The organism is Streptomyces sp. NBC_00086 (assembly GCF_026343255.1).
GTDB lineage: Bacteria > Actinomycetota > Actinomycetes > Streptomycetales > Streptomycetaceae > Streptomyces.
The window spans coordinates 4,367,379-4,380,728 of record NZ_JAPELZ010000001.1 but is presented as its reverse complement, the minus strand read 5'-3'; the positions used below and the strand labels follow the sequence as shown (position 1 = coordinate 4,380,728).

Annotated in this window: 9 protein-coding genes and 2 rRNA genes; 7 read left to right on the top strand and 4 right to left on the bottom strand. The window is 67.0% G+C overall.

What is annotated here, in order from left to right:
• Positions 1–39: 39 nt before the first annotated feature.
• On the bottom strand, positions 40–648 hold the full coding sequence (locus tag OG276_RS19620; protein ID WP_266907237.1) for a LysE family translocator: 609 nt from the start codon (positions 646–648) through the stop codon (positions 40–42).
• A 99-nt stretch (positions 649–747) separates the two neighbouring features.
• Between OG276_RS19620 and OG276_RS19615 the strand changes: the two genes are divergently transcribed.
• The 7 genes from OG276_RS19615 (at position 748) to OG276_RS19585 (ending at position 9,264) form a co-directional block, all read left to right on the top strand.
• Positions 748–1,599, top strand: a complete 852-nt coding sequence (locus OG276_RS19615) for a pentapeptide repeat-containing protein (protein WP_266907235.1) — start codon at positions 748–750, stop codon at positions 1,597–1,599.
• A 477-nt stretch (positions 1,600–2,076) separates the two neighbouring features.
• Complete coding sequence (locus OG276_RS19610) at positions 2,077–2,385, top strand: hypothetical protein (RefSeq protein WP_031145169.1); 309 nt, start codon at positions 2,077–2,079, stop codon at positions 2,383–2,385.
• A gap of 85 nt (positions 2,386–2,470) precedes the next feature.
• Positions 2,471–3,283 (top strand): hypothetical protein, encoded by an 813-nt coding sequence (locus OG276_RS19605; protein ID WP_266907233.1) that lies wholly within the window; start codon positions 2,471–2,473, stop codon positions 3,281–3,283.
• Complete coding sequence (locus tag OG276_RS19600; protein WP_266907231.1) at positions 3,273–4,577, top strand: hypothetical protein; 1,305 nt, start codon at positions 3,273–3,275, stop codon at positions 4,575–4,577. Before OG276_RS19605 ends, OG276_RS19600 begins: the two co-directional genes overlap by 11 nt.
• Entirely contained in the window at positions 4,574–6,136 is a 1,563-nt protein-coding gene (locus OG276_RS19595; RefSeq protein ID WP_266907229.1) for an SCO6880 family protein, read from the top strand. Before OG276_RS19600 ends, OG276_RS19595 begins: the two co-directional genes overlap by 4 nt.
• Before the next feature lie 19 nt (positions 6,137–6,155).
• Positions 6,156–7,571: an ATP-binding protein gene (locus OG276_RS19590; protein WP_266907227.1), complete on the top strand. Its 1,416-nt coding sequence runs from the start codon at positions 6,156–6,158 to the stop codon at positions 7,569–7,571.
• A gap of 1 nt (position 7,572) precedes the next feature.
• Entirely contained in the window at positions 7,573–9,264 is a 1,692-nt protein-coding gene (locus OG276_RS19585; protein WP_266907225.1) for a type VI secretion protein, read from the top strand.
• Here the strand turns inward: OG276_RS19585 and OG276_RS19580 are convergent.
• From OG276_RS19580 to OG276_RS19570, 3 genes are all read right to left on the bottom strand, one after another.
• A complete protein-coding gene (locus OG276_RS19580) occupies positions 9,261–9,818 on the bottom strand; it encodes a GNAT family N-acetyltransferase (protein WP_266907223.1) in 558 nt (185 codons plus the stop codon). The genes OG276_RS19585 and OG276_RS19580 overlap by 4 nt on opposite strands.
• Positions 9,819–9,952: 134 nt before the next feature.
• Positions 9,953–10,070, bottom strand: a 5S ribosomal RNA gene (gene rrf / locus OG276_RS19575).
• A gap of 74 nt (positions 10,071–10,144) precedes the next feature.
• Positions 10,145–13,267, bottom strand: a 23S ribosomal RNA gene (locus OG276_RS19570).
• Positions 13,268–13,350: the final 83 nt, after the last annotated feature.

The window sequence follows — 13,350 nt, the reverse complement described above, 5'->3', positions numbered from 1 at the left end:
CGACTGGTAATCAGGGCCCGCCAGCCCCATCCCAAAGGATCAGCGGGCGAAGCCCAGCCCCACCCCGAGCCCCACCAGGACCGAGCCGATGGCCCGGTTCAGCGCCTTCTGCGCCTTCAGCATCCGGTCGCGCAGCCGGGAGTTGGAGAAGAACAGCGCGACCGCCCCGAACCACCCCAGGTGCGCCGCCGACATGAACAGCCCGTACCCGGCCTGCTGCCACACCGGGGTCCCCGGCCCCACCACCTGCGTGAAGGTCGACACGACGAACAGCGTGGTCTTCGGGTTGAGCACGTTGGTCAGGAACCCGCTCCGGAGCGCCCCGAGCGGCGTCAGCCCGCCCTTCTCCTCCAGGTCCACGGCCACCTCGGTGCGCGCCCGGAAGGTCCGTATCCCGATCCACACCAGGTACGCGGCGCCCGCGAGCTTGATCACCGTGAACAGTTCGGCGGACGAGGCGATCAGCAGACCGACCCCGAGCATCGTGTAGGAGACGTGGACCAGCACCCCGGCCGCGACCCCCGCGGCCGCGAACAGCCCGGTGGGCCGCCCGTAGAGGTAGCTGTTGCGCACGACCATGGCGAAGTCCGCGCCGGGACTGATGACGGCGAGGAAGGTGATGACGGCTACTGCGATCACTTCGGTCATACGGCGATGCTCCCCGGACCCGCCCGCGGCGATCAAGAGCTTTCCGCGTCACGGACACCCGACGGCCACCCAAGTCCCCCACGGGGAGACAATGAGGACGTGCCCACGCCTCCCCCCTCCGGCCCCGCCCGCCCCGCCGCCCCCGCTCCGCTCCCCCTCCTGCAAGCGGACTGCTCCCAGTGCTTCGCGCTCTGCTGCGTGGCCCTGCCCTTCTCCAAGTCCACCGACTTCGCCGTGAACAAGCCCGCCGGCACCCCCTGCAAGAACCTCCGGCAGGACTTCCGCTGCGGCATCCACACCAAGCTGCGCGACCAGGGCTTCCAGGGCTGCACCGTCTTCGACTGCTTCGGCGCCGGCCAGCAGGTCTCCCAGGTCACCTTCGGCGGCCGCGACTGGCGCTCCCACCCCGACACCGCCGGCGCGATGTTCGCGGTCCTCCCGGTGATGCGGAACCTGCACGAGCTGCTCTCCTACCTCATCGAGGCCCTCACCCTCCCTGCGGCCCGCCCGCTCCACGCCGACCTGCGCACCACCCTGACCGACACCACCCGGTGGACCGCGGCGACCCCCGAGGCCCTCGCCGACTTCGACATCACCCCGCTGCGCCAACAGGTGAACACCCTGCTCCTCAAGACCAGCGAGCTCGTACGGGCCAAGGTCGCGGGCCGCAAGAAGAACCACCGCGGCGCCGACCTGATGGGCGCCCGCCTCCCCGGAGCCGACCTGCGCGGCGCCAACCTCCGCGGCGCCTACCTGATCGCCGCCGACCTCAGCGGCGCCGACCTGCGCACGGCCGACCTGATCGGCGCGGACTTCCGCGACACCGACCTGCGCGACGCCGACCTCACGGACGCCCTCTTCCTCACGCAGCCCCAGCTGAACGCGGCCCGGGGCAACCCCGCGACCCGCATCCCGCCCTCCCTGACCCGCCCCGCGCACTGGCTCCCGTAAGGCGGCTGCAGGCCGGCCCCGACAACCGGCTCGACGCCGGACGGCGCACACCGGACACGCGTGCGCCCCCGGCGCATCCACCCGCAACCCGGCCCCGGACACCCCCGCAGGCACCGCGCCCGCAACCAACGACCAGGCGCGACGGCTGACGGAATGTCGGAGAACGCCATCGGTACGGTCGACCGGACCGCGACCCGTTGCGCCAAACGGCGCCCCCACGGGAGCCACCCAGCCCACCGGGACGACAATCATTGCCCGCAGTCACCCCGCGTGATACACAGAGTGACCATACGTTCTTTCCCCCACACGCCGCCCGACCCCAGGTCAGGACATACGAACGACACCCGGGGCGACAGATCGGGTAAAGAGAGCAGTCAAGTCGACATCCGACGGCGGTTTCATCAGGGAAGATAGAGCGTGACCCCTGCCGTCCGGGCACGGGCTACCGGAACTACCCATACAGGGGCGGTGAGTTACATGATCCTGGCAGCCGAAAAGGGCGACATCACCACCATCATCGGCGGAATCGCCCCGAACTGGGGGCCGTTCGGCAGTCTCGGCAACGAGGCGAAGATCATGATCGAAGTGGTCATGGCCGTAGCGATCCTGCTCTGCCTGGGCATCGCCATCTGGGGCGCGGCCAAGCAGCGCATCGGCGCGACCGCACTGCGCGACACCTTCAGCGCGGAACAGGGCAAGGGCCTCATCGTGGCCGGCCTGACGGGCGTCTTCATCATCGGCTCACTGGGCACCCTCTTCACGATCGTCTACGGAATGGCCGTCTAGCCCGAGCCCTGATGAGGACTCACCACGCCGCGCCTGCGCGGATACCAGCGCTACCGTCGTACGACGCGGAGGGGGCGAACACCGAATGAGCACCGACGACCAATACGGTGGCGGCGAGGTCGGCGGCACCGGCCAGACCCGTACCCGCTTCGCCGAGCCCTCGGACCCGTACGCCCCACCGCGCCGCACCTCCAGAGGCCTGGTCACGGTCGTCGGCGTGGTGGTCCTCCTCATCGCAGCCATCGCCTTCGCCAACCAGTCCCGCACCCCGGACACCCCCCCGACCGCCGACAAGGCCCCCACCGCCACCAACCCGACGGCGGCCACGGGCGTGGCCCCGGTGGACGGCAAGTCGGCAGGCATCCCGAAGGGCTTCGCCCAGACCGAACAGGGCGCCCAGTCCGCGGCGGCGAACTACGCGGTGGCGCTGGGCTCTGACGGGATGTTCAGAAAGAACACCCGGCACGCGCTCGTGGACGGGATCTACATCCCTGACGTCGCGTCGAAGATGAGAGCTCCTCAGGACGAGGCGTACTCCGCTCCGTTCCTCGCGAAGCTCGGACTCGACGCGAACGGCAACCCTCCCCAGGGCAGCTCCTTCGTCACCCGCGCCGTCCCCGTCGGCACCCGAGTCGACAGTTACGCGCCCACGAGCGCGACGGTCTCCGTCTGGTACACCGGCCTCATCGGCATGTCCGGTCCGAAGTCCACCGACCCGGTACGCACCACATGGAAGACCTGGACGTTCGAACTGGTCTGGTCGAGCGGAGACTGGAAGGTCGTCTCCGACTCCCAGCAGGACGGTCCGGCACCGGTTCCCGGTGACGCGGTCGCGTCGCCCTCCGAGGACATCAGCAAGGCCGTCAAGGAGTTCGGAGGCTTCACCTATGCCCGCTAGCCTCAGGCTCCGGGTCGGCCTGGTCACCTCCGCCCAACTGGCCATCGCAGGCCTGGCGACCCGTGCCTACGCCGCCCCGAGCCCCACGCCAACCCCGTCGCGACTGCCCAGCGACGATCCGTGCGACCTGCTGATCGGACCGGCGAAGCAGTACTGCAACCGAGAAGGCACCAGCCCCAACGGCCCCGGCGCAGGCCTCGCCCCCAGCGACCCCGCCGACGCCCTCAACCCCCTCTCCTCCCTCGCGAAGGGCTGCGCCGACGCCGCAGCCTGGATCGTCGGCGAACTCAGCAAAGCGGTCAACGGCACCGCCAACGTCGACTTCACCAACGGCGCCTTCCTCAAGCAGTACGCCATCGTCTTCGCCGCCTCCACCATCCTCACGCTCGTCCTCTGGCTCTTCGCCGTAGCCAAACGAGCCATCCGCGGCGTCCCCTTCACCACCGCCATGTCCGAAGCCATCGGCTTCCTCTGGCTCACCGTCCTCGCCTCCGCCTTCACCCCCCTGATCCTCTACACCGTCGTCTCCGCCACCGACGGCGTCACCGAGGTCATCGCCTCCGCCACCGGCGGCCAGACGGACGTCTTCTTCGGCTCCTTCGCCGAGGCCCTCAAAAAGGGCGACGACATCGGCGGCGGCCCGATCATGCTGATCGTCGTCGCCCTCGTCACCGTGCTCGCCGCAGGCATCCTCTGCCTGGAACTGGTCATCCGCGCCGCGCTCCTCTACGTCGGCGCCCTGCTCGGCACCGTCGTCTACGCCGGCCTCGTCGACCGCAACCTCTGGGGCCACGTCCGCCGCTGGGCGGGCATCATGATCGCCGTCATCCTCGTGAAGCCGGTCATCGTCATCGTCCTCGGCCTCGCCGGAGCCCTGGCGGGCGACAAGGGCCCGAACGCCTTCTCCGCCGTCGTCTCCGGCCTCGCCATCATCCTGCTGGCGATCTTCGCCTCCGCGATGATCTACCGCTTCGTCCCCGGCTTCGGCGACGAGATCGCCTCCGCCCGCACCAACCGCAGCAAGGCCACCGACGGCGCCCAGGCAGCCGCCGTCATCAGCTCCCCGGCCTCCCTCGTCTCCCAGGGCATCAAGACCCACAGCAGCCGCGGCGGCGGCGGCGGCGGAAACAGCGGCGGCGGCGCCCACCGCGCCGGCGGCGACAACCAGATCTCCGGAGGCATGGCCGCCCACAGCAGCCGCGGCTCCGGCGGCGGGAACAGCGGCGCCCCCGCCGCCGCACCCCCGCCCCGTACGGGCTCCAGCACGAGGAACACAGGAGGTGACGGGCGGTGACGACCCAGTCGCACCAGCTCCACCCGGTCACGCCCCGCCGCACGTATCTCATCGGCCGGGCCCGGCCGAACGCGATCGTCGGCAAGAACCGCGAGACCGGCGAGATCGCCCTGATCATCGTCGGCGCGTTCCTCGGCATGATGAGCGGCCTGCTCGTCCCCGCCCTCACCCTGCGCATCGTCTCCCTCGCCGGATTCCCGATGCTCGCCCTCGCCGCCGTCTACGTCCCCTACCGCGGCCGCACCTTCTACCGCTGGTTCGAAATCAACCGCAGCTACAAGCGCACCCTGCGCCGCGGCACGACGTTCCGCTCCGGCGCCATGGAGGCCGGCATCCGCGCCGGCGACGGCCGCGAGGTCGAGGTGGGCCCGCCCCCCGGCATCGGCCGCATCAACTGGCTCGCCGCCCCCTTCGGCCCCGACGAGATCGCCGTCCTGCTCCACGCGGACCGCAGAACCGTCACCGCCGCCATCGAGATCGAGGGCCCCGGCGTCGGCCTGCGCGACAGCGAGGACCAAGAGGCCCTCGTGGACCGCTTCGGCACCCTCCTCAAGCACGTGGCCAACGGCGACGGCTTCGTCACCCGCCTCCAGATGCTCGTACGCACCCTGCCCGCCGACCCGGAGGCCCACGACAAGGACGTGGCCGCCCGCGGCGACACCAACGCCCCGGTCTGGCTGCGCGATTCGTACGACCAGCTCCAGTCGATGGTGTCGACCTCCTCCGAGCAGCACCGCGCGTACCTCGTCGCCTGCATCCACTTCACCCGCGAACTCGCCGCCGAGGCCCACACCATCGCCCGCGCCGCGACCCCCCACAAGGGCCGCAGGGTCGACCGCGACGCCGGCCTCGCCATCGTCATGGCCCGCGAGCTCACCGACATCTGCGCCCGCCTCGCCGAGGCCGACATCCGCGTCCGCCAGCCGCTGGGCCAGGGCCGCCTCTCCTCCCTCGTGCACTCCATGTACGACCCGGACCACCCCATCGACCACATCCAGGCCATGACCAAGCGCAACGCCTGGCCCGCCGAACTGGACGCCGTCGAACCGACCTATCTCCAGGCCAAGACCCGCGAGTCCTCCACCCGCGCCCCCTGGTGCCACGCCACGGCCTGGGTCAAGGAGTGGCCGATGACCCCGGTCGGCGTGAACTTCCTCGCCCCGCTCCTCGTCCACACCCCCGACGTGATCCGCACGGTCGCCGTCACCATGGACCTGGAACCCACCGAGATCGCCATCGAGCGCATGCTCACGGAGAAGACGAACGACGAGGCCGACGCCAGCCGCGCCGCCAAGATGAACCGCACCGTCGACCCCCGCGACATCGCCGCGCACGGCCGGCTCGACCAGCGCGGCGAAGACCTCGCGAGCGGCGCCGCCGGGGTCAACCTGGTCGGGTACATCACGGTCTCCTCCCGCTCCCCCGAAGCCCTCGCCCGCGACAAGCGCACCATCCGCGCCTCGGCGGGCAAGTCCTACCTGAAGCTCGAATGGTGTGACCGCGAGCACCACCGCGCCTTCGTCAACACCTTGCCGTTCGCCACCGGCATCCGACGCTAGCTGGAGGGAATGGCCGCCCATGCGAGATCCCATGTCCGCCCTGACGGACGCCTTCACCAGCTTCCTCTTCGGCAAGGTCGAAACCACCAGACTCCCCGTCCGCACGTCCACGGGCCAGGCCCAAGCGGTCTACCTCCCCACCGCCGCCCCCGGACTCGGCGACTCGGGCGTCATCATCGGCCGTGAGGTCTACAGCGGCAAGGGGTACATCTACGACCCCTTCCAGCTCTACGGCCAGCAGCTGCCGGCCCCCCACTGGCTGGTCCTAGGCGAGTCGGGCAACGGCAAGTCCGCCCTCGAGAAGACCTACGTCCTACGCCAACTCCGCTTCCGGGACCGCCAGGTCGTCGTTCTGGACGCCCAGGGCGAGGACGGCGTCGGCGAGTGGAACCTCATCGCCCAGCAGCTGGGAATAACCCCCATCCGCCTGGACCCCATCGCCGCGAACAACGACGGGATCCGCCTCAACCCCCTCGACCCGGCGATCACCGCGACGGGCCAGCTCGCGCTGCTCCGCACGATCATCGAAGTCGCCATGGGCCACGGCCTGGACGAGCGCTCCGGCTTCGCCCTGAAGGTCGCCCACGCCTACGTGGTGGAAACCATCACGGACCGCCAGCCGGTCCTGATGGACATCGTCGAGCAACTGCGCCACCCCGAGCCCGAATCGGCGCTCTCGATGAACGTGGCCATAGACGATGTCCGCGCCTGGGGCCTGGACGTCGCGCTCGTCATCGACCGCCTGGTCGACGGCGACCTCCGAGGCATGTTCGACGGCCCGACCACGGTAGGCATCGACCTCGATGCCCCCCTCATCGTCTTCGACCTCTCCCACATCGACCGCAATTCCATCGCCATGCCGATCCTGATGGCGATCGTCGGCGTATGGCTCGAACACACCTGGATCCGGCCGGACCGCAAGAAGCGCATCTTCCTGGTCGAAGAGGCCTGGCACATCATCAACAGCCCCTTCGTGGCGCAGCTCTTCCAGCGCCTCCTGAAGTTCGGCCGACGCCTGGGCCTGTCCTTCGTGGCAGTCGTCCACCACCTCTCGGACGTAGTGGACGGCGCGGCGGCCCGCGAAGCCGCGGCCATCCTCAAAATGGCCTCGACCCGCACGATCTACGCCCAGAAGGCGGACGAGGCCCGCGCCACGGGCCGCGTCCTGGGCCTCCCCCGCTGGGCGGTGGAAATCATCCCCACCCTCACCCCCGGCATCGCGGTCTGGGACGTGAACGGCAACGTCCAGGTCGTCAAACACCTGATCACGGAAGCCGAACGCCCCCTGGTCTTCACCGACCGCGCCATGACCGAATCCTCGGTCCAGCACCGCCTGCCCGACGACCTCCTCGCCGCCGAACTGGAGACAGAGGAGCGCGCACTCCTGATGGAACGCCACCGCAACGCCGGCGGCTCGGCGACCACGGTGGCCTGACATGCCCAACAGCACGGACCAGCGCCCCCAGGGCGGCATCCCGGACGGCCTCCTGGTAGGCCTCCTGGCCTTCCTCCTCGGCCTGGCCGTCCTCACCTGGACGTCCACCGGCCTGGCAGCCCTCTTCGCGAAGGGCGCCTGGCCGGACAAGGTCACCTTCACCCGCACCCCGACCGCGGTCCGCTCGCTGATAGCTCAACCCCAGAACATCCCGGCAGCCTGGCCGGACACACCCCCCGAGGCCCTCTCCAACTGGGGCCTCTTCTGGGGCCTGTTCATCAGCCAGCTCCTGATCCTCCTGGTCCTGGCCATCTTCACCCTGGGCATCGTCGCCCGCACCAAGGCCCGGAGGACAACGGCGCCGCACCCTCCAGGCCGACCGAAGCCCAATCCAGCCCCTCCGGCGTTTGAGGAGCGGGGGCCCGGGGGCTGGCCCCCGGCAACGGCGCCGCACCCGACCACGGGTCCACAGCCAATCCCAGCCCCGCCGGCGATTGAGGCGCGGGGGCCCGGGGGCTGGCCCCCGGCAACGGCGCCGCACCCCGCCACGGTCCCCATCCCCACCAAGCCCCACCCCATCCCCGCCCCGTCGGCACAGGCACAGGCATCGCAGCCAATCCCAGCCCCGCCGGCGTTTGAGGCGCGGGGGCCCGGGGCCAGAGCCCCAGGCACCAGCGCCGCCCCCTCCCCCACGGACGAGGCGTACCGCTACGGCTTCGGCTACGCCCCGACCCCGGCCCCACCCGCAACCCCACCCCAAAGCCACCGCATGACCTACGCCCCACCGGAGGTCCGAACCACGGCCGCCGAAGCAGCCATCGCGGCAGCCCAAGGCGCCATCCTCGTGATCACGTCCTCCCCCACCCTCTGGTCGGACACCAAGGACGCCCGCTCCAAGCTGGGCCCCGTCCTCCTCTACGACCCCTCCCACCTCTGCGACACCCCGGCCCGCATCCACTGGAACCCCACAGAAGGCTGCGCGGACCGCGACACCGCCGCCGCCCGCGCCATCGCGCTGCTCGCCCCGGTCCGCCCCCAGGCCCGCATGGACTCCGCACTCGCGGACACCGCGGAAACGCTCCTGCGCAGCTGGCTCCAGGCCGCCGCCCTGGACAACCGCCCCTTCAAGCAGCTGCACCGCTGGGCCCAGGGCACCAACGCCCAAGAGCCGGTCCGCATCCTGCGCACCCACCCCCAGGCGGCAACAGCCGCCCCCGGCGCGGCCGGTGAGCTGGAGAGCGCCCTCACCGCCCACCCCGACCGCCGCGAACAGGCCCAACACCTCACGGCCCGGGCCCTGACGGCCCTCTCCTCGATCCACATCCGGGAATCCTGCACCCCGAACCGAAGCGATTCGCTCGCCCTGGCATCGTTCGTCTCCGAAGGGGGCACCCTCTACGTGGTGGGCGAACCCCTGGAAGACCCTCGTGCCCACCCGGGTGCGATGCCGCTGCTGACCGCACTCGCCTCGAGCGTGGTCGAGCACGGCCGCCGCATGGCCGCACGGTCATCCGACGGTCGGCTCGACCCACCACTGACCCTGGTCTTCGAGGACGTCGCCGCCGTGGCCCCGATCCCCCAACTGCCGCAGCTGCTCCAGGACACGACGCTCCCGCTCCTCGCCCTGTGCCGCAGCCGCGAACAGGCCCGCTCCCGCTGGCCGGAGGCGGACCTCCCCGTAGCCGCCCGCTAGGCAGGCCGCGGGAACACGTACTCAAGCTCCTTCGCGGACGGGTCGGTCGGCATCGGCACGACCTTCCCGCTGTGCACGAACCCGAACCGCCGGTAGAACGCCCCGGCCCGCGCGTTCTCCTCGTGCACGAAGAGCCGTACGCGCGCCAGCACCGGCTCCTCCAACCCCCAGGCCCACTCCAGCGCGGCGGCGAACAGCTCCTCGGTCAGCCCGGTTCCCCGGTGCCCGGTCCGGACGAACACGCCCACGAGGTGCGCCTGGGCCTGCTCGATCTCTCCGTCGAAGATGTCGGTCGTGCCGGCCTCCTCGACGAGGACGCTCACCGACCCGGCCCACACCCCATCAGGCCCCTCGGCCACGAACTGCCGTATGCCCCGCCCCGCAGCGGCCCCGGCAGCCCTCTCCTGCCAGAACTCGTCGCTCCTTCCCTCACCCTGCTCGAGGGTTTCCAGAAAGGCCACCGGCGCGGCCGGATCCCGCAGAGCCGCGATCCGCAGCTCCTTCACCTTGTCCCACTCTTCGGCCCGTACAGGACGTATCACGTACTCGTTCATACCTCGGGATCCTAATGAGCCGGCCGCCCCACCTTCACCCGAGTTTCCCCACCCCAAACTCGAAAACCCAAAGTCCCCGTAAACGCAGAAAAGCCCCGTACCGGTTACCCGGTACGGGGCTTTCTACAATGATTGTTCGGCGGCGTCCTACTCTCCCACAGGGTCCCCCCTGCAGTACCATCGGCGCTGAAAGGCTTAGCTTCCGGGTTCGGAATGTAAACCGGGCGTTTCCCTAACGCTATGACCACCGAAACACTATGAAGTTAACCAAACCGGATATGACACAGTTCGTTACTTCAGAACTAACACAGTGGACGCGAGCAACTGAGGACAAGCCCTCGGCCTATTAGTACCAGTCAGCTCCACCCGTTACCGGGCTTCCACATCTGGCCTATCAACCCAGTCGTCTACTGGGAGCCTTACCCTCTCAAGGAGGTGGGAATACTCATCTTGAAGCAGGCTTCCCGCTTAGATGCTTTCAGCGGTTATCCCTCCCGAACGTAGCCAACCAGCCATGCCCTTGGCAGGACAACTGGCACACCAGAGGTTCGTCCGTCCCGGTCCTCTCGTACTAGGGACAGCCCTTCTCAATATTCCTACGCGCACAGCGGATAGGGACCGAACTGTCTCACGACGTTCTAAACCCAGCTCGCGTACCGCTTTAATGGGCGAACAGCCCAACCCTTGGGACCGACTCCAGCCCCAGGATGCGACGAGCCGACATCGAGGTGCCAAACCATCCCGTCGATATGGACTCTTGGGGAAGATCAGCCTGTTATCCCCGGGGTACCTTTTATCCGTTGAGCGACGGCGCTTCCACAAGCCACCGCCGGATCACTAGTCCCGACTTTCGTCCCTGCTCGACCCGTCGGTCTCACAGTCAAGCTCCCTTGTGCACTTACACTCAACACCTGATTGCCAACCAGGCTGAGGGAACCTTTGGGCGCCTCCGTTACTTTTTGGGAGGCAACCGCCCCAGTTAAACTACCCATCAGACACTGTCCCTGATCCGGATCACGGACCGAGGTTAGACATCCAGCACGACCAGAGTGGTATTTCAACGACGACTCCACAACCACTGGCGTGGCCGCTTCAAAGTCTCCCACCTATCCTACACAAGCCGAACCGAACACCAATATCAAACTATAGTAAAGGTCCCGGGGTCTTTCCGTCCTGCTGCGCGAAACGAGCATCTTTACTCGTAGTGCAATTTCACCGGGCCTATGGTTGAGACAGTCGAGAAGTCGTTACGCCATTCGTGCAGGTCGGAACTTACCCGACAAGGAATTTCGCTACCTTAGGATGGTTATAGTTACCACCGCCGTTTACTGGCGCTTAAGTTCTCAGCTTCGCCACACCGAAATGTGACTAACCGGTCCCCTTAACGTTCCAGCACCGGGCAGGCGTCAGTCCGTATACATCGCCTTACGGCTTCGCACGGACCTGTGTTTTTAGTAAACAGTCGCTTCTCGCTGGTCTCTGCGGCCACCCCCAGCTCACGGAGTAAATCCGATCACCAGTGATGGCCCCCTTCTCCCGAAGTTACGGGGGCATTTTGCCGAGTTCCTTAACCATAGTTCACCCGAACGCCTCGGTATTCTCTACCTGACCACCTGAGTCGGTTTAGGGTACGGGCCGCCATGAAACTCGCTAGAGGCTTTTCTCGACAGCATAGGATCATCCACTTCACCACAATCGGCTCGGCATCAGGTCTCAGCCTTATATGAGGGACGGATTTGCCTACCCCTCGGCCTACACCCTTACCCCGGGACTACCACCGCCCGGGCTGGACTACCTTCCTGCGTCACCCCATCGCTTACCTACTACAAGTCTGGGTCACCGGCTCCACCACTTTCCTTTCCCCGAAGGGTCCGGAACGGCTTCACGGGCTTAGCATCGCCTGATTCGATATTGGGCGTTTCAAAGCGGGTACCGGAATATCAACCGGTTGTCCATCGACTACGCCTGTCGGCCTCGCCTTAGGTCCCGACTTACCCTGGGCAGATCAGCTTGACCCAGGAACCCTTAGTCAATCGGCGCACACGTTTCTCACGTGTGTATCGCTACTCATGCCTGCATTCTCACTCGTGAACCGTCCACAACTAGCTTCCGCTGCTGCTTCACCCGGCACACGACGCTCCCCTACCCATCACAGCGGGCGTTGGCCCTATTGCTGCAATGACACGACTTCGGCGGTACGCTTGAGCCCCGCTACATTGTCGGCGCGGAATCACTTGACCAGTGAGCTATTACGCACTCTTTCAAGGGTGGCTGCTTCTAAGCCAACCTCCTGGTTGTCTCTGCGACTCCACATCCTTTCCCACTTAGCGTACGCTTAGGGGCCTTAGTCGATGCTCTGGGCTGTTTCCCTCTCGACCATGGAGCTTATCCCCCACAGTCTCACTGCCACGCTCTCACTTACCGGCATTCGGAGTTTGGCTAAGGTCAGTAACCCGGTAGGGCCCATCGCCTATCCAGTGCTCTACCTCCGGCAAGAAACACGTGACGCTGCACCTAAATGCATTTCGGGGAGAACCAGCTATCACGGAGTTTGATTGGCCTTTCACCCCTAACCACAGGTCATCCCCCAGGTTTTCAACCCTGGTGGGTTCGGTCCTCCACGAAGTCTTACCTCCGCTTCAACCTGCCCATGGCTAGATCACTCCGCTTCGGGTCTAGAGCGTGCAACTCAATCGCCCTATTCGGACTCGCTTTCGCTACGGCTTCCCCACACGGGTTAACCTCGCTACACACCGCTAACTCGCAGGCTCATTCTTCAAAAGGCACGCAGTCACGACTGTATGTGCAAGCACATACAGCGACGCTCCCACGGCTTGTAGGCACACGGTTTCAGGTACTATTTCACTCCGCTCCCGCGGTACTTTTCACCATTCCCTCACGGTACTATCCGCTATCGGTCACCAGGGAATATTTAGGCTTAGCGGGTGGTCCCGCCAGATTCACACGGGATTTCTCGGGCCCCGTGCTACTTGGGAGATTCTTAAGCAAGCCGCTGATGTTTCGTCTACGGGGGTCTTACCCTCTACGCCGGACCTTTCGCATGTCCTTCGACTACATCAACGGTTTCTGACTCGCCGACCGGCCGGCAGACCGATCAAAAGAATTCCCACAACCCCGCATGCGCAACCCCTGCCGGGTATCACACGCATACGGTTTGGCCTCATCCGGTTTCGCTCGCCACTACTCCCGGAATCACGGTTGTTTTCTCTTCCTGCGGGTACTGAGATGTTTCACTTCCCCGCGTTCCCTCCACACTGCCTATGTGTTCAGCAGTGGGTGACAGCCCATGACGACTGCCGGGTTTCCCCATTCGGACACCCCCGGATCAAAGCTCAGTTGGCAGCTCCCCGGGGCCTATCGCGGCCTCTCACGTCCTTCATCGGTTCCTGGTGCCAAGGCATCCACCGTGCGCCCTTAAAAACTTGGCCTACAGATGCTCGCGTCCACTGTGTAGTTCTCAAGCAACGACCAGTCACCCATCACCCTCACCCATAAGGCGAAGTTCACTGGG